Annotated in this window: 16 protein-coding genes; 8 read left to right on the forward strand and 8 right to left on the reverse strand. The window is 72.3% G+C overall.

The window, feature by feature from the left end:
• Nucleotides 1–82 precede the first annotated feature (82 nt).
• On the forward strand, nucleotides 83–1,765 hold the full coding sequence (gene paaN / locus ACFVX6_RS23380; protein ID WP_389694381.1) for a phenylacetic acid degradation protein PaaN: 1,683 nt from the start codon (nucleotides 83–85) through the stop codon (nucleotides 1,763–1,765).
• Here the strand turns inward: paaN and ACFVX6_RS23385 are convergent.
• The 3 genes from ACFVX6_RS23385 to ACFVX6_RS23395 form a co-directional block, all read right to left on the reverse strand.
• The gene (locus tag ACFVX6_RS23385) at nucleotides 1,762–2,535 is read right to left on the reverse strand and encodes a TrmH family RNA methyltransferase (RefSeq protein ID WP_389694383.1); all 774 of its coding nucleotides are present in this window, start codon (nucleotides 2,533–2,535) and stop codon (nucleotides 1,762–1,764) included. The genes paaN and ACFVX6_RS23385 overlap by 4 nt on opposite strands.
• A 112-nt stretch (nucleotides 2,536–2,647) precedes the next feature.
• Nucleotides 2,648–3,838 carry an HTTM domain-containing protein gene (locus ACFVX6_RS23390; protein WP_389694385.1) on the reverse strand — a complete coding sequence of 397 codons (1,191 nt, stop codon included), beginning with the start codon at nucleotides 3,836–3,838 and terminating at the stop codon, nucleotides 2,648–2,650.
• Entirely contained in the window at nucleotides 3,826–4,533 is a 708-nt protein-coding gene (locus ACFVX6_RS23395; RefSeq protein ID WP_389694387.1) for a DUF5819 family protein, read from the reverse strand. Before ACFVX6_RS23395 ends, ACFVX6_RS23390 begins: the two co-directional genes overlap by 13 nt.
• A gap of 145 nt (nucleotides 4,534–4,678) precedes the next feature.
• Between ACFVX6_RS23395 and paaA the strand changes: the two genes are divergently transcribed.
• The 6 genes from paaA (at nucleotide 4,679) to ACFVX6_RS23425 (ending at nucleotide 9,704) form a co-directional block, all read left to right on the forward strand.
• Entirely contained in the window at nucleotides 4,679–5,728 is a 1,050-nt protein-coding gene (paaA, locus tag ACFVX6_RS23400; RefSeq protein WP_389694389.1) for a 1,2-phenylacetyl-CoA epoxidase subunit PaaA, read from the forward strand.
• Nucleotides 5,725–6,009, forward strand: a complete 285-nt coding sequence (gene paaB, locus ACFVX6_RS23405; protein WP_243331024.1) for a 1,2-phenylacetyl-CoA epoxidase subunit PaaB — start codon at nucleotides 5,725–5,727, stop codon at nucleotides 6,007–6,009. Before paaA ends, paaB begins: the two co-directional genes overlap by 4 nt.
• Entirely contained in the window at nucleotides 6,006–6,752 is a 747-nt protein-coding gene (paaC, locus tag ACFVX6_RS23410; protein WP_389694392.1) for a 1,2-phenylacetyl-CoA epoxidase subunit PaaC, read from the forward strand. Before paaB ends, paaC begins: the two co-directional genes overlap by 4 nt.
• Nucleotides 6,749–7,279, forward strand: coding sequence for a 1,2-phenylacetyl-CoA epoxidase subunit PaaD (paaD, locus tag ACFVX6_RS23415; protein WP_389694394.1), 531 nt, complete (start codon nucleotides 6,749–6,751; stop codon nucleotides 7,277–7,279). The genes paaC and paaD overlap by 4 nt, the downstream gene beginning before the upstream one ends.
• Nucleotides 7,280–8,449: a 2Fe-2S iron-sulfur cluster-binding protein gene (locus tag ACFVX6_RS23420; protein ID WP_389694396.1), complete on the forward strand. Its 1,170-nt coding sequence runs from the start codon at nucleotides 7,280–7,282 to the stop codon at nucleotides 8,447–8,449.
• Between the two features lie 112 nt (nucleotides 8,450–8,561).
• The gene (locus ACFVX6_RS23425) at nucleotides 8,562–9,704 is read left to right on the forward strand and encodes an acyl-CoA dehydrogenase family protein (protein WP_389694398.1); all 1,143 of its coding nucleotides are present in this window, start codon (nucleotides 8,562–8,564) and stop codon (nucleotides 9,702–9,704) included.
• Between the two features lie 20 nt (nucleotides 9,705–9,724).
• Here the strand turns inward: ACFVX6_RS23425 and ACFVX6_RS23430 are convergent, their stop codons facing one another.
• From ACFVX6_RS23430 to ACFVX6_RS23450, 5 genes are all read right to left on the reverse strand, one after another.
• Entirely contained in the window at nucleotides 9,725–10,069 is a 345-nt protein-coding gene (locus ACFVX6_RS23430; protein ID WP_389694400.1) for a rhodanese-like domain-containing protein, read from the reverse strand.
• Nucleotides 10,070–10,195: 126 nt separating this feature from the next.
• Nucleotides 10,196–11,035, reverse strand: coding sequence for a J domain-containing protein (locus ACFVX6_RS23435; RefSeq protein WP_389694402.1), 840 nt, complete (start codon nucleotides 11,033–11,035; stop codon nucleotides 10,196–10,198).
• Between the two features lie 140 nt (nucleotides 11,036–11,175).
• Nucleotides 11,176–12,684 carry a DUF2252 domain-containing protein gene (locus tag ACFVX6_RS23440; RefSeq protein WP_389694404.1) on the reverse strand — a complete coding sequence of 503 codons (1,509 nt, stop codon included), beginning with the start codon at nucleotides 12,682–12,684 and terminating at the stop codon, nucleotides 11,176–11,178.
• A 43-nt stretch (nucleotides 12,685–12,727) separates the two neighbouring features.
• Nucleotides 12,728–13,375: a response regulator gene (locus ACFVX6_RS23445; RefSeq protein WP_389694481.1), complete on the reverse strand. Its 648-nt coding sequence runs from the start codon at nucleotides 13,373–13,375 to the stop codon at nucleotides 12,728–12,730.
• Between the two features lie 20 nt (nucleotides 13,376–13,395).
• A complete protein-coding gene (locus tag ACFVX6_RS23450; protein ID WP_389694406.1) occupies nucleotides 13,396–15,090 on the reverse strand; it encodes a sensor histidine kinase in 1,695 nt (564 codons plus the stop codon).
• 373 nt (nucleotides 15,091–15,463) lie between these two features.
• On the opposite strand from ACFVX6_RS23450, the gene ACFVX6_RS23455 reads away from it, so the two are divergent.
• The gene (locus ACFVX6_RS23455; protein ID WP_389694408.1) at nucleotides 15,464–16,075 is read left to right on the forward strand and encodes a MerR family transcriptional regulator; all 612 of its coding nucleotides are present in this window, start codon (nucleotides 15,464–15,466) and stop codon (nucleotides 16,073–16,075) included.
• Nucleotides 16,076–16,368 lie beyond the last annotated feature (293 nt).

Here is a 16,368-nt window from a genome sequence, read left to right on the forward strand (position 1 = left end):
AACTCCAGTCTGCTCTTGTTCATCCCTTCTTGCCTGCCCCGATCGCCTGATCCCGCCCGGCTCAAAGAGGAGTTGGTCCCTGATGGCCGCCGAGCTCACCGTCCCCCAGCTGTCCGCCAAGCACCGGCCCACCCTGGACCAGGCGCTGGCCACCATCCGCAGCCGCGCCTACTGGTCCCCGCACCCCGAGCACCCCAAGGCGTACGGGGAGACCGCGCCGGCCGACGGCCTCGCCGCCTTCGAGGCGCTGCGCGGCACCCGGCTCGACCTCGGGCAGCCCGGGACCGACGGCTGGACGGGCGCGGAGACCTCCCCGTACGGAGTGGAGCTCGGCGTCGAGTACCCGCACGTGGACCCGGAGGTGCTGCTGCCCGCGATGCGGGCCGGCATGGGCGCCTGGCGGGACGCCGGGCCCGAGGTGCGCGCCCTGGTCTGCATCGAGATCCTGGCCCGGATCTCGGCGCGGACGCACGAGTTCGCGCACGCCGTCATGCACACCAGCGGCCAGGCCTTCATGATGGCGTTCCAGGCGGGCGGCCCGCACGCACAGGACCGCGGCCTGGAGGCGGTGGCCTACGCCTACGAGGAGCAGACCCGCGTCCCGGGGCAGGCCGACTGGTCGAAGCCGCAGGGCAAGAAGGACCCCCTCGAGCTCGGCAAGACCTTCACGGCCGTCCCGCGCGGCATCTCCCTGATGATCGGCTGCAACACCTTCCCCACCTGGAACGGGTACCCGGGCATCTTCGCCTCCCTCGCCACGGGCAACCCGGTGCTGGTCAAGCCGCACCCGCGCGCCGTCCTCCCGCTGGCGCTGACCGTCCAGGTGGCCCGCGAGGTCCTGGCGGACGCCGGCTTCGACCCGAACCTGGTCGCGCTGGCCGTGGAGCGTCCGGGCGAGGGCATCGCCAAGGAGCTCGCCGTCCGCCCCGAGATCAAGGTCATCGACTACACCGGGTCCACCGAGTTCGGCGACTGGCTGGAGACCAACGCCCGCCAGGCGCAGGTCTACACGGAGAAGGCCGGCGTCAACACCGTCGTCCTGGACTCCACCGACAACTACAAGGGCATGCTCTCCAACCTGGCCTTCTCCCTGTCCCTCTACAGCGGCCAGATGTGCACCACCCCGCAGAACCTGCTGATCCCGCGCGACGGCATCGAGACGGACGCCGGGCACAAGTCCTACGACGAGGTCGTCTCGGACCTCGCGGGCGCGGTCGGCGGCCTGCTCGGCGACGACGCGCGGGCCAACGCCCTGCTGGGCGCGCTGGTCAACCCGGACGTGAAGGCCCGCCTGGAGGCCGCGGCCGGGCTCGGCGAGGTCGCGCTCGCCTCGCGCGAGGTGACGAACCCGGAGTTCCCGGGCGCGGTGGTGCGCACGCCGGTGATGGTGAAGCTGGACTCGGCCAAGCCGGACGACTCCGCCCCCTACCTCTCGGAGTGCTTCGGCCCGGTCTCCTTCGCGGTGGCGGTCGACTCCACGGAGAGCGCCCTGGAACTGCTGCGGCGCACCGTCCGTGAGAAGGGCGCCATGACGGTCGGGGCGTACACCACGTCCGCGGACACCGAGCGGGCCATCGAGGAGGTCTGCCTGGAGGAGTCGGCGCAGCTCTCGCTGAACCTGACGGGCGGGGTCTATGTGAACCAGACCGCGGCCTTCTCCGACTTCCACGGCTCCGGCGGCAACCCGGCGGCGAACGCCGCACTGTGCGACGGGGCCTTCGTGTCGAACCGCTTCCGCGTGGTGGAGGTCCGCCGCCAGGGCTAGGCCGTCTCCTTCGGCCCGCCCCAGTGGAAGAGGGCCATGGCCACGCTGGTGGCCAGGTTGTAGCTGGAGACCTGCGGCCGCATCGGCAGGGACACCAGGTGATCGGCGCGGGCGCGCAGCTCGGGCGAGATGCCGTGGCGTTCGGAGCCGAAGGCGAGCAGGGCCTCGTCCGGGAGGGTGAGGGCGCGGATGTCCTCGCCCTCCGGGTCGAGGGCGTACAGCGGGCCGGGCGGCAGCGTGCCGAGCTCCACCCGGTCCACGGTCGTGGCGTAGTGCAGACCCGCCCCGGCGCGGACCACGTTGGGGTGCCAGGGGTCGAGGTCGCCGCGGGTGACCACGCCGGTGGCGCCGAAGCCGGCGGCGAGCCGGACGACGGCGCCGACGTTGCCCAGGTTGCGGGGGTTGTCGAGGAGCACGATCGGGGCCGTCCTGGGCCGTGCGTCGAGCCGGGCCCGCCCCGCGGCCCGGTCGGGCCGGACCGCGAGGGCCGCCACCCCGGTGGGGTGCACCCGCGCCAGCAGCCCCTTGAGCGGGGCCCGCCGCACCAGCCGGGCCACGTCCGCCTCCACGTCCGGCGCCAACTCGCGCGCGAGGCCCCGTACGGCGTCCGGCTCCTCGGCGACAACCATCCGCACGTCCGCCCCGAACCGCAGGGCGTGCTTCAGCGCGTGAAACCCGTCGAGAAGCACGAGGTCCTCCCGCGCGACACCCTCCCGCCACTGCCGTTCGGTGTCTTCGCTGCCGTCGGGAGTCCCGTGCTGCTCACTCATACCGCCGACCCTACGTTCCGATCCTGCCCCTCCGGCGTTTGAGGACCGGGTCCGGGCAGAGCCCGGGGAACGGGCGAAGGGCGGGTAGGGGACAGCCCTGCAGGACCGGCCCTCAGCGAGGGACCGGGCTGGGGAGCGCCGGCTCGGGGTCCACGTAGGGCTCCGGCTCCCGGTCCGGAACGGACCCCCGCGCAGCGACCCGCGCGCCGACCCAAACCAGGAAGCCGGTCGGCAGGAACACCGCATCGGCGGCGATCATCGCCATCGAGAAGAACGGCAGACCCAGCAGCACCGCGATCCCGGCGTGCTCCAGCATCATCAGCGCCAGCAGCACGTTCTTGATCCGCCGGTTGAACAGCGTGAACGGGAAGGCCACCTGGACCGCGACCGTCCCGTAGGACAGCAGCATGACCAGCGTGCCGCTGCTCCCGAGGAAGGCCGAGACCCCGGGCCACGGGGTGAAGTAGTCCAGGTTCAGCGGGTAGTACAGCGCCGTGCCGTCCTGCCACCGCGAACCCTGGATCTTGTACCACCCGGCCGTCGCGTAGATCAGGCAGACCTCCACCATGATCACCAGCATTCCGGCGTTGTGCAGCAGGTTGGCCAGGACGTCGAGGACGGCCCGCCCCTCCCCCTCCGGCTCGTAGCGGTCGACCATCCACCACAGCGCGGCGAGCACCCACAGGGCCGTGAAGACCACCAGCCAGCCGGTGCTGAACCGCCCGGTCGCGGCCCCGTACGCGAACACCGCGCCGAGCACGCCCCACAGCACCGGCCCCGCCCGCCCGGCCGAGGCCGCGCCGAGGCGGCGGGCGCGGCGGGCGTCCAGCGACCACACCTGCGCGCACCGGGTCAGCACGAGGTAGATCGCCATCAGGTGGATGACGTTGTCCCCGCCGTCGCCCATGAAGACGCTGCGGTTCTGCAGGGACAGCACGCCGACCATGAACACCACGGAGGTCGCCCAGGTGCGCCAGCCCAGCATCAGCAGGGCGGACGAGAGCACGGCCACGGCGTAGACGATCTCGAACCAGAGCGCCGAGTCCGACCACATCAGCACCGTGAAGGCACGGTTCGAGTCGATCAGCCGCTGCGCCAGCTCCCAGCTCCACGGTCCGTCCGGCCCGTACATTTCGTGGCGGTGGGGGAACTCCCGCAGCAGGAAGAACAGCCAGGTGCCGGCGAAGCCGATGCGGACCACGGCGCTCTGGTACGGGCCCAGTGCCTGCCCGCTGACCCGGGCCAGCGCCCGTCCGGCGGAGGCCTTGAGCCCCGCCGCGCCGGGCCCCCTCAGACCGTCCACCACGGCAGCTCCCGGTAGTACGTCTGGGTGTCGGCCTTCTCGTCGGACCACTTGGGTGCGGCGACCTCCGTCGTCGCCCCGCGCAGCTGGATCCGTACGATCCGGCCCTCGGTGACTCGACCTAGCTGCCCGCCCTTGCCGTCGGACGTATCGGCCGGCGTGCGCGGGTCCAGCCGGTCCAGGGCGATCCGGCGCAGGTATTCCTCGGCGAGTGCGCCGCGGTCGCCGGTGGACTTGTTGTCCTCGTCGTGGGAGGTGGTGAAGAAGTCCCAGGCCCGGCGGAGCTCGTTCTGCTCGGTGTGGCTGGGCAGCAGGCTGTGGCGGATGGCCGCGCCGTCCTCGGCGGACAGCCCGCGCCAGTTGCCGGTCACCAGCCGTCCGTCGTCCGTCCGCACTTCCGCGCGCACCTCCACGGCGATGTTCTGCTGGAGCGGGTTCGGGGCGAAGAGCTTCCAGTTCTGTTCGAACTCGGGGTAGATCCAGCCGTCGATCGTGCGCGCGTGCCGCTTGCTGACCGTGTTGGACGGGGCCACGTGCAGGAAGACGAGGGCCAGGTGCCCGCAGGCGGCCACCGCCACCGCTCCGAGGGCGAGGGCCGTGACGACCCGGTACGGCGTGGACAGGCCGGCGATTCCGGGCGCTCTGGGCGGGGGTGGAGCCGCTGCGTCGAGGGGCTCGCGCTCGTTCGAATCCATCCCGCCCCGATCATCCGGTGTCCACAGGGTTGACCACAGAGGTTGACACCCTACGGGCCCTCGTCCCACCATTGAAGAGCATGAACCGAACGATCGGTCGGTCGGGCGGGACGAGGCGGGAAAAGACCTCTGACAGGGGGCCGTGATGGTGGCAGTGACCCCGGCAGCGACATCGGGGACCGGGGGGCGGGACGCAGGGCAGGACGCGGGGACCGACATGACCGCCGACCTCGGCGCGCAGCTCGCGGCGGCCTTCGACGCAGCCGTGGCAGCCGACGAGCGGGTGGAACCGCGCGACTGGATGCCCGACGAGTACCGCGCCTCCCTGGTCCGCCAGATGGCCCAGCACGCCCATTCCGAGATCATCGGCATGCAGCCCGAGGCGAACTGGATCACCCGCGCACCCTCGCTGCGCCGCAAGGCGATCCTGATGGCGAAGGTCCAGGACGAGGCCGGCCACGGCCTGTACCTGTACAGCGCCGCCGAGACCCTGGGCACCAGCCGCGACGAGCTCCTCGACAAGCTCCACGCCGGGAAGCAGAAGTACTCCTCGATCTTCAACTACCCCACGCTGACCTGGGCAGACGTCGGCGCGATCGGCTGGCTCGTGGACGGCGCGGCGATCACCAACCAGGTCCCGATCTGCCGCTGCTCCTACGGGCCGTACGCGCGGGCCATGGTCCGGATCTGCAAGGAGGAGTCCTTCCACCAGCGCCAGGGGTACGAGCTGCTCCTCGCCCTCTCCCGGGGCACCGAGGCCCAGCACGCGATGGCGCAGGACGCCGTGAACCGCTGGTGGTGGCCCTCGCTGATGATGTTCGGCCCGCCGGACGGGGAGTCCGCGCACTCCGCGCAGTCGATGGCCTGGCGGATCAAGCGCCACACCAATGACGACCTGCGCCAGCGCTTCGTGGACATCGCCGTCCCGCAGGCCGAGTCGCTGGGGCTGACCCTGCCCGACCCGGACCTGAAGTGGAACGAGGAGCGCGGGCACCACGACTTCGGAGCCATCGACTGGGCGGAGTTCTGGGAGGTCCTCAAGGGCAACGGCCCGTGCAACGAGGAACGGATCGGCCAGCGCCGCACGGCGCACGAGGAAGGCGCCTGGGTGCGCGACGCGGCCGCGGCGTATGCGGAGAAGCAGGCGGCGGCCACGGCCGCCGCGGCAGCAATCGGAAGCGAGGCTCGGGTATGACGCAGAACTGGCCCCTGTGGGAGGTGTTCGTCCGCTCGCGGCGCGGCCTCTCGCACACGCACGCGGGCAGCCTGCACGCCCCCGACGCGGAGATGGCCCTGCGCAACGCCCGCGATCTCTACACCCGGCGCGGCGAGGGCATCTCCATCTGGGTGGTGCCCTCCACGGAGATCACCGCCTCATCCCCGGACGAGCGGGACCCGTTCTTCGCCCCGTCCGCCGACAAGCCGTACCGGCACCCCACCTTCTACGAGATCCCCGAGGGGGTGCAGCACCTGTGACGAGCACCGAGACGAGCACCGGAGCGGGTACGACCGCCGAGACGGCGGCGCTGGCCCTCGGCGACGACGCGCTGATCCTTTCGCACCGCCTCGCCGAATGGGCGGGCCACGCGCCCGTCCTGGAGGAGGAGGTCGCCCTGGCCAACATCGCCCTCGACCTGCTCGGCCAGGCCCGCGTCCTGCTGTCGACGGCCGGCGACGAGGACGAGCTGGCCTACCTCCGCGAGGAGCGGTCCTTCCGCAACCTCCAGCTGGTCGAGCAGCCGAACGGCGACTTCGCCCACACCATCGCGCGCCAGCTCTACTTCTCGCTCTACCAGCACGAGCTCTACGGGGAACTCGCGCTCGGCGACGGCCCGTTCGCGCCGCTCGCCGCCAAGGCGGTCAAGGAGACCGCCTACCACCGCGACCACGCCGAGCAGTGGACGCTGCGGCTCGGCGACGGCACCGAGGAGAGTCGGCGCCGGATGCGCGCCGGCCTGGACGGGCTGTGGAAGTACACCGGGGAGATGTTCCGGCCGGTGGAAGGGCTCGACGAGATCGACTGGGCCGCCCTGGAAGGCCGCTGGCTGGCCGCGCTGGGCGGCGTACTGGAGCGGGCCGGACTGGAGCTGCCCCAGGGGCCGCGGCACGGCGCCTGGGCCGCCGGAGCCGGCCGGCAGGGACTGCACACCGAGTCCTTCGGGCGGCTGCTCGCGGAGATGCAGCACCTGCACCGCAGCCACCCGGGGGCATCGTGGTGACCGGCACCGGTGCGGGTACCGGGGCCGGTGCCTGCACCGAGCAGACCCGGCTGGAGGTGGAGCTGGCCGCGCTGGCCGGCTCCGTCCCCGACCCCGAACTGCCCGTGCTCACCCTCGCCGAGCTCGGCGTGATGCGCGGGGTGCGGATGCACGAGGACGGCCACGTGGAGGTCACCCTGACCCCCACCTACACCGGCTGCCCGGCCATCGAGGCCATGTCCGCCGACATCGAACGGGTCCTGACCGACCACGGCATACCGGAGGTCCGGGTGCGGACCGTGCTGGCCCCCGCCTGGTCCACCGACGACATCAGCGCCGAAGGCCGCCGCAAACTGGCGGAGTTCGGCATCGCCCCGCCGCGGCCGCACGCCGCCGGCGGACCGGTCCCGCTCACCCTGTCCGTCCGCTGCCCGAACTGCGGATCGACCGACACCGAGCTGCTCAGCCGGTTCTCCTCCACCGCATGCAAGGCGCTGCGCCGCTGCATCGCCTGCCGTGAACCGTTCGACCACTTCAAGGAGCTGTAAATGGCCGTGTCACCGCCGTCGCCCACGCCGGTGGCGCCCGCCGCGCCGGTGCGCCCCGCGCGCCACGGCGCGTTCCACACCTTGACGGTGACGGCCGTCGACCGGCTCACCGAGGACTCCGTGGCCCTGACCCTGGCCGTCCCGCCGGAGCTGCGCACCGAGTACCGGCACGCCCCCGGCCAGCACCTCACCCTGCGCCGCGGCGGCTCCGGCACGGCCGGCACCGGCACGGCCGGCATCGCGGAGGTCCGGCGCACCTACTCGATCTGCTCCCCCGCCCCGGCCGCCGACGGGCCCGGCCCCGCAGCGCTGCGGGTCGGGGTGCGGCTGGTGGAGGGCGGGGAGTTCTCTTCCTTCGCCCACAAGGAGATCGCCGCCGGGGACGTCCTGGACGTGATGGTCCCGGCCGGCCGCTTCGTCCTGGACCCCGCGGCGGCGCCGCCCGCCGCGCACTACGCCGCGATCGTCGGCGGCAGCGGCATCACCCCGGTGCTGTCGATCGCCGCCACCCTCCTCGCCGCCCGCACCGACGCCCGGTTCTGCCTGGTGCGCAGCGACCGCAGCGCGGCTTCGACGATGTTCCTCGAGGAGGTCGCCGACCTCAAGGACCGCTATCCCGACCGGTTCCAGCTCGTCACCGTGCTGTCCCGGGAGGAGCAGGAGGCCGGGCTGCCCTCGGGGCGGCTCGGCGAGGAGCGGCTGACGGAGCTGCTGCCCGCCCTGCTGCCGGTCACGGAGGTGACGGGCTGGTTCCTGTGCGGGCCGTACGGTCTGGTGACGGGAGCGGACCGGGCGCTGGCCGCGCTCGGTGTCCTGCGGACCCGGGTCCACGAGGAGGTCTTCCACGTCGAGGACACGGCCCCGCCAGCCCGCACCGCTTCGGCCGACACCACCCGCGGCCGGGTCACGGCGCGGCTCGACGGCCGCTCGGGCACCTGGCCGGTGCGCGACGGCGAATCCCTGCTCGACGCGGTGCTCCGTGCCCGCGCGGACGCCCCGTACGCCTGCAAGGGCGGGGTGTGCGGCACCTGTCGGGCGTTCGTCGTATCGGGCGAGGTGCGGATGGACCGCAATTTCGCGCTGGAGGAGCAGGAGACGGAGGCCGGGTTCGTGCTGGCCTGCCAGTCGCACCCGGTGTCGGAGGACGTGGAGATCGACTTCGACCGCTGAGCGTCCCGCTGCCGCCCCCTGTCGAATCTCCAGGCTGTGCTTTTTTAGAAACGTGTTCTATCTTGACGCACCGTCAGGCAGAGCACGATTCGGGTACGCGGGAGGACAGGCAGTGGACTTCACCTTCACCGAGGAGCAGCAGGCCGCCGTCGAGGCGGCCAAGGCCGTGTTCGCGGACGTGGCCCCCGACGGCGTGCCCAGCCCCGCACTCACCCCGAGGGCGGTGGCCGAGGAGTTCGACCGCGAGCTGTGGGCGAAGCTCGCCGACTCCGACCTGCTGAGCCTGGTCCTCACCGAGGAGCACGGCGGCTCCGGACTCGACGCCATCGCCCTGTGCCTGGTCCTGCGCGAGTCGGCGAGGGTACTGGCCCGGGTGCCGCTCCTGGAGCACTGCGCCACCGCCATGACCGTCCAGGCCCACGGCAGCCCCGAGCTGGCCGGCGCCCTGCTGCCCGGCGCCGGACAGGGCAGCCTCGTCCTCACCGTCGCCGCGCACGGCCGCAGCGGCCACGACCCGGCCGAACTGGCCGTCACCGCACGGCGGGACGCAGACACCTGGGTGCTGGAGGGCCTCCAGACGGCCGTCGCCTGGGCGCACAGCGCCGACTGGATTGCCGTACCGGCCCACACCGGGGAGGGCGAAGCGATCCTCGCGTTCGTCCCCCGCGGCGCCGAGGGCCTGTCCCTCGCGGAGCAGTACTCCACCAGCGGGGAGCGGCTCGCCGAGCTCACCCTCGACGGCGTACGGGTCCCGGCCGCGCACCTGATCGAAGCGCCCGGCGCCTGGGACCACCTGCGCCAGCTCCTGGCCACCGGAACCTGTGCGCTCGCGCTCGGGCTCGGCGAGAACGTGCTCACCATGACCAGCCAGTACACGAGCAAGCGCGAGCAGTTCGGCTTCCCGGTGGCCAGTTTCCAGGCCGTCGCCGTCCAGGCCGCCGACCGCTACATCGACCTGCGCGCCATGGAGGTCACCCTTTGGCAGGCCGCCTGGCGGCTCGACGCCTCCACGGGCGGAGCGGGCGGACCGCTGCCCAGCGCCGGTGACGTGGCCGTGGCCAAGATCTGGGCCTCCGAGGGCGTACGCCGCGTCGTGCAGACCGCACAGCACCTGCACGGCGGCTTCGGCGCCGACACCGACTACCCGCTGCACCGCTACCACGCCTGGGCCAAGCAGCTGGAACTCCAGCTCGGCCCGGCCGCGGCCCACGAGGAGGCGCTGGGCGACCTGCTGGCCGCCCACCCCCTCGCCTAGGCCGTCACGGGGCGGTCGTCTCAGACGACGAAGCCCGGGGTGCCCGCGTCGGTCACGACCGGGCGGCCCGCGGCCTCCCAGTCCTGCATGCCGCCGGCCACGTTCACGGCGTCGATGTCCTGGCTCCGCAGGTACTGGGCCACCTGGGCGGAGCGTCCGCCGACCCGGCACATCACGTAGACCGGGCGCTCGTCCTCGATCTTCTCGGTCAGCTCACCGATGCGCGCCACGAACTCGCTCATCGGGATGTGCAGTGCGCCCTCGGCATGGCCGGCCGCCCATTCGTCGTTCTCGCGAACGTCGAGGACAAAGGCTTCGGAGGGCAGCGCGGAGGCGGCCACCGAGGGAAGCGGTCCGGAGTTCATGTCTGTCGCCTTCTCTCGTCACGGATAGCTGAGCCAACCTATCCGACCCGGCCTGCCGACCCGTCCGCCGCGGCCCCGGCCTCAGCCGGGCCGCTGCCACGCCTCAGCCACGCCTCAGTCGGCGCCTCACTCGGCGGTGAGCTCCGCCAGCTCCGCCTCGCGCTTCTCCACGTCGCCGAGCAGCTGCTCGGCGATCTCCTCCAGCAGCCGGTCCGGGTCCTCCGGGGCCATCCGCAGCATCGACCCGATCGCGCTCTCCTCGAGGTCCCGGGCGACCACCGACAGCAGCTCCTTGCGGCGCGAGAGCCACTCCAGGCGCTCGTACAGCTCCTCGCTCTCGCTCAGCCGCTGCTCGGCCGGCGCCGGGCCGTCCGCCCACTCCTGTGCCAGCTCGCGCAGCGCCTGCTCCTCGCCGCGCCCGTAGGCCGCATTGACCCGGGCGATGAACTCATCGCGCCGCTCGCGCTCGGCCTCGTCCTGGGCCAGGTCGGGATGCGCCTGGCGGACCAGCTCGCGGTAGAGGCGGCGTACCTCCTCCGAGGGGCGCACCCGCTCCGGCGGCCGCACCGCGCGGTCCGTGAGCATCGCGGAGGCGTCGTCGGACATTCCGTCCGAGTCCAGCCAGTCGTGGAACAGCTCGTCGACCCCGGGCATCGGCATCACCAGCGAGCGGGCCTCGCGCGCACGGCGCAGGTCCTCCGGATCCCCGGTGCGCTGCGCCTTCGCCTCGGCGATCAGCGCGTCCAGCTCGTCGAGCCGTGAGTACATGGGGCCGAGCTTCTGGTGGTGCAGGCGGGAGAAGTTCTCCACCTCCACCCGGAAGGTCTCCACCGCGATCTCGAACTCGATCAGTGCCTGCTCGGCGGCCCGCACGGCGCGCTCCAGGCGCGCCTCGGGCCGCTCGTCGGCAGCGGGGCCGGGGCCGGAGCCGGGCTCGGACGCTTCGGGAACAGTCTGCTCGCTCACCCGGCCAGCCTAAGGCCCTCGGGCCCGGGTGTTTCACGTGAAACATCCACCGGTTTCACGTGAAACATCCCGGCCGCTCAGACCCCGGACTCCGCCGCTCGGACCCCGGACTCCGCCGCTCGAACCTCAGGCTCCGCCGCTCAGACCCCGGACTCCGCCGCGATCCGACCGGACCGCACCGCCGCCACCAGCACCGCGTGGTCGGCCTCGCTCCGGTCGGCGTAGGCCACGGCGAAGCCGGCCACGGCCTCGTCCAGCTCGTCGCTCTTGCCGCAGTACCCGGCCAGCAGCCGCGGATCGGCGCTGTGCGCGTGCGCCCGCGCCAGCAGGGCTCCGGTCATCCGCCCGTAGTCGTCGAACTGGTCGGCGGCCAGCGCCGCCGGGTCCACACTGCCCTTGCGGTTGCGGAACTGGCGGACCTGGAAGGGCCGCCCCTCCACCGTCGTCCAGCCCAGCAGGATGTCGGAGACCACCTGCATCCGCTTCTGCCCGGCCACCACCCGGCGGCCCTCGTGCTCCTCCGGCGGGGAGACGAAGCCGAGCCCGGGCAGGTGCGGCAGCAGCGCCGAGGGCCTGGCCTCCTTCACCTGGAGGACCAGCGCCTCACCCCGGTGGTCCAGCAGCAGCACCACGTACGAGCGCGTGCCGACGCTGCCCGTGCCCACCACCCGGAAGGCCACGTCGTGGATCGCGTACCGGGCCAGCAACGGCAGCCGGTCGCCCTGCAGGGTCTCCAGGTACGGGCCCAGCGCGGCCGCCACGGCCGCCGCCTCCCCGTCCCCGACCCGGCGCAGCACGGGCAGCGCGTCCACGAAGGACCGGCCCCCGTCGGGCGTGAGCTCGGTGGACTTCGCGGCGAACCGGGCGGAGGTGTTGTTGCGGGCCTTCTCCGAGACGCGTTCCAGGGTGCCCAGCAGGTCACGGGCATCGGTGTGCGAGACGAGTTCCTCGTCCGCGATGGCGTTCCACGCGTCGAGGGCCGGCAGTTTGGCCAGCAGGCGCATCGTGCGCCGGTAGGCGCCCGCCGCGTCGTGCGCGGCCGCACGACAGGTCTCCTCGTCCGCGCCGGCCACCCGGCCCGCCAGGACCAGGGAGGTGGCCAGCCGCTTCAGGTCCCACTCCCACGGGCCGAAGACGGTCTCGTCGAAGTCGTTGAGGTCGATGACCAGTCGGCCGCGCGCGTCCCCGTACAGGCCGAAGTTGGCCGCGTGGGCGTCTCCGCAGATCTGCGCGCCGATCCCGGTGACGGGACCGCCGGAGAGGTCGTGGGCCATCAGCCCGGCCGCCCCGCGCAGGAACGTGAAGGGGTTGGCGGCCATCCGGCCGACCCGTATCGGAGCGAGTTCGGCGACCCGCCCGACGTTGGACTCCTCTACCGCCCGCACCGCGTCCGGACGGTCGGCCGGAGCCTCGAACCGCGCGTGCGCCGACCGGGGCACCCGCGTGCGCAGCGCCTTGCCCGCCGCCCGGGGCGAGACGGCGGGCGAACCGGCCTGCGAACCGGCGGCAGGACCGGCGCCAGAACCGGCCCGCGCACCCGCGTCGCGCGTCGCCGACCCCGCGGAGTACCGCGGAGCGAACCCCTCGACCACCGGGATCCGTACCTTCGACTCCGGTCCCACGCCATGCTGCTGCGCTACCGCCGTCATGCGCCCCGCCCCCTGATCGCCATCGATTTCGGCCCGACCGTACCTACAGCCCGGCGTCCCTGGCCAGCAGGGCCGCCTGGACCCGGTTCTCGCATTCCAGTTTCGCCAGGATCCGGCTCACGTACGTCTTCACCGTGGCCTCGCTCATGTGCAGCCGCCGCCCCGCGTCCGCGTTCGACAGCCCCTCCCCCAGCAGCGCCAGCACCCCGCGTTCGCGATCGCTCAGTTCGGCCACCCGGCGCCGCGCTTGCTCGTCACGTCCGGCCGTCCGGCCGGACGCGAGCTGGTCCACCACGTGTCGGGTCGCCGCCGGAGACAGGTACGCGTCCCCCGCCGCGGCCGCCCGTACGGCGCCGATGAGTTCGCCGGGCGCCGAGTCCTTCAGCAGGAACCCCGCTCCGCCGCCGCTCAGCGCCCGCAGCACGTTCTCCTTCTCCCCGAAGGTGGTCAGGATCAGCGCCCGCACCTCGGGTGCCGCCCGCCCGAGCTCGGCCAGTGCCGTCAGCCCGTCCATCACCGGCATCTGGATGTCCATCAGCACCACGTCCGGGGCGTGCGCCCGGGCCAGTTCCACCGCCTCTCGGCCGTTCGCCGCCTCGGCGACGACCTCGATGTCCGCCGCCGAGGTCAGGATCATCCTGATCCCGGCCCGGATCAGCGGTTCGTCGTCAGCGATCACCACGCGGATCACCTTGGCTGTCACCCCTGCTCCTACTGCTTGGCCTGGTACGCCTGCTTCTCGACGAGCTTGCCGTCCTTGAAGCAGAACCGGAAAACGCTGTCGCTGTCCCACTCGCTGCCCTCGTCCGCGAGCAGGGCCAGACAGGTGGCGCCCTGCGGACGGGGCGGACCCTTCCGGTCGAGGCCCTCGGTCAGGACACTGTCCCCGCTGGGCAGACGCGACCGTACCGCGCTCTCCGGCTCGCCCACCTGGATGTCGTCGTAGTCGGCACGGCCGATCGTCACGTCGCTCACCGAGCCCACCAGCAGCGCAACCGCGGCCCCGATCACGATCACCAGCACCACCACGGCCGCGACCGCGATCCCGCAGCCCAGCGTCACGCCCCCGACGCGGCCGCCCCCGCTCAGCAGCTTCCGGTCGACCGCGTCCCAGTCCACCGGCCCGGCGCTTCCGCTCAGGGTCCTGGCCTGCATCTGCTGTCCGAAGTCATCGGCGACCCCGCCCGGCCCCGCCTCCTCGGCCCCGGCCGGTTCGGTCCCGTACGGGAGCACCCCGGCCACCCGGAACCCGCCGCCCTCCGCCGCCCCCGCGTAGACCATGCCGCCGACCAGCCGGGCCCGTTCGCGCAGCCCGGTCAGCCCCTGCCCGCCGGACACCACCTCACCGGCGCCCGGGCCGGCCGCAGGGCCATTGGCGATCTCCACCACCAAGGAGTCGTCCTCGTAGCGCAGTTCCACCGTGATGGGCGCGCCCGGCGCGTGCTTGTAGGCGTTGGTCAGCGCCTCCTGCGCGATCCGGTACGCCGCGTGGTCGCACGCCGCGACCAGCGGCCTGGGCCGCCCCGCAGTGGTGAGCCGTACGTCCGTCCCCGCGCTCCGCGCCGACTCCACGATCCCGGCGATGCCCGCCACCCCGCGCGCGGCGGGCTGCGCCTCTTCGACCGGCAGCGGCGCCTCCACCCCGTCCCGCAGGATGCCGACGACCTCGCGCAGCTCGTGCATGGCCGCGACCGAGGCCTGGCGCAGGACGCCCACCGCCTCGCGCTGCCGGTCGGTCAGGACAGGATCGACCTCCAGCGCACCGGTGTGCACCGAGATCAGCGCGAGCTGGTGGCCGAGGCTGTCGTGCATGTCCTGGGCGATGCGCTGGCGTTCGCGCAGCCGGGCCTGCCCCGCGACCATCGCCCGCTCGCGCAGCAGTTGGGCGTTGCGCTCCTGGAGGGCGCGCAGCAGCGTATGGCGCTGGGACCAGTAGCGGCTGGCCAGACCGGGCATGACCACCATGGCCAGGAACATCAGCGCACTGAAGACCACGATCAGCACCGCGCGGCCCTGCGACCACTCCTTGACCACGCTGAGGACGACGGCCAGGGCGAAGGCCGCGGTGAAGGCGCCGAGCGCCCGTCCGACGCCGACGATGCGCCGCCCCGCCGACCAGCCGAGGGGGATCGCCACGAGGAAGGCCCCGGGCAGGTAGACGCCCACCACCGAGCCGGCCACCAGCGTGGACACCGGCAACCGGCGCCGCAGCAGGGTCAGCACCACCACGGCCACGGCACTGGCCAGCATCCGCGCCGCGGAGCCGTTGTCGAGGTCCTCGACCCCCAGCCCGATCAGCACCAGCACCCCGGCCAGCGCCAGATCCCCCGCCAGCATCCGCCGGGTCCAGGGCTCGGGCCCCTTCACCCAGTCCCATCCCGCACGCACCCTCGCCGTCACATCCACCCGGCCGACCCTAGACACCGCGCCACCACCGGGCTGCCCTCTTTCGTCGCGCCCTCCGCAACGAAAGTCTCCCGGCGCAGTCCGGAACCGGGTCCGGAGCCGGGTCCGGAACCGGGTCCGGAACCGGGTCCGCGCCCGGGGCAGGGGTCCGGGGCCGTTCCCTACCGCCCCGGGGCAGTCCTCCGGCTTCTCCGCTACAGGCGACCTGCCTCCGAAGGGGAGCACTCCCCTACCTCTTTCGAGGCAGCACCGTCTCCGTCGGGCCGCTCCGCCTTGTGAGCCTCGTCGCTCCTACCTAAGGTCCTGCCATGACCGAACGGAATGGATCACGCAGGGAAACCGGCGGCAGAGAAGATCGGCGGGTGGAAGAGGCGTGCAGCTACCGGAACTGAGCGCCGAGATCCGCATACCCCTCCATGTCCTTCAGCTTTATGTACGCATGGGATTGCTCCCCGCTCTTCCCGCGTACGACGAGTCCCATGTCCGCAGAGCCGTATTGGTCAGAACCCTGCTGGACGTCGGAGGTCTTTCGTATTCCTCCGCCCGCCGCGTCGTGCGGAAGATAGACATCTCACCGCCGCCGATCGGCGAATTGTGCGGCACCATCCAGTACGCCCTGCCCTCGGCCGGCTCAGAGGCGCGCGACCAGAATTGGGAGCGGGCCCGGGAGCGTGTTCAGGCACTGGCCCTGTCGCGGAACTGGCGGGTCAGTCCGGAGAATCCGGCGTGGCAGACCTTGACTCAGACCCTCGTCGCGGTGGAGTGGCTCGGACACGACGACCTACTGCGCCTCCTGGACACTTATGCGGACGCACTGGAACCGGTTGTGGCCGCCGAGGTACGTCTCCTGCACGAACAGCCTGACCCGGAGAGTGCGGCCGCGCACATGGTGACGGGAACCGTTCTCGGTGACGTCGCATTCTCCGCACTACGCCGCCTTATCCACGAGCACGCTTCCTCCCAAGAACCGTCTGAATGTCCGTAACGGCAACTACCGCCCAGTAAGTACCTTAAGGTTGACGCCCCTACCGTTGACGTGCATGCTGTTTGGTGATCACTGGAGCCCACTCCTTCCGAACAGAACGACCGTAAGGGGATAGGCGACTTCGGGCTACAGCAAGGGCGGGGGATCTTGCGGTACAACCCAGACGGACACGGGATCGATACACCAAACAACACAAGAGAAGGGGTGGGATTAGCAAAGAAATTCCAGGACCAGCTGCCAGAACTTCTCGAGGAATATCGAAACACTCTGGTCGAGCATCACAATCCATTAGG

This window comes from Streptomyces sp. NPDC058289 (genome assembly GCF_042880975.1).
Lineage (GTDB): Bacteria > Actinomycetota > Actinomycetes > Streptomycetales > Streptomycetaceae > Streptomyces > Streptomyces stoeckheimensis.

Coding starts and splice junctions, on each gene's coding strand:
- paaA (WP_389694389.1), top strand. CDS start 4,679: ATGGTGGCAGTGACCCCGGCAGCGACATCGGGGACCGGGGGGCGGGAC.
- ACFVX6_RS23395 (WP_389694387.1), bottom strand. CDS start 4,533: ATGGATTCGAACGAGCGCGAGCCCCTCGACGCAGCGGCTCCACCCCCG.
- ACFVX6_RS23430 (WP_389694400.1), bottom strand. CDS start 10,069: ATGAACTCCGGACCGCTTCCCTCGGTGGCCGCCTCCGCGCTGCCCTCC.
- paaN (WP_389694381.1), top strand. CDS start 83: ATGGCCGCCGAGCTCACCGTCCCCCAGCTGTCCGCCAAGCACCGGCCC.
- ACFVX6_RS23385 (WP_389694383.1), bottom strand. CDS start 2,535: ATGAGTGAGCAGCACGGGACTCCCGACGGCAGCGAAGACACCGAACGG.
- paaB (WP_243331024.1), top strand. CDS start 5,725: ATGACGCAGAACTGGCCCCTGTGGGAGGTGTTCGTCCGCTCGCGGCGC.
- ACFVX6_RS23420 (WP_389694396.1), top strand. CDS start 7,280: ATGGCCGTGTCACCGCCGTCGCCCACGCCGGTGGCGCCCGCCGCGCCG.
- ACFVX6_RS23440 (WP_389694404.1), bottom strand. CDS start 12,684: ATGACGGCGGTAGCGCAGCAGCATGGCGTGGGACCGGAGTCGAAGGTA.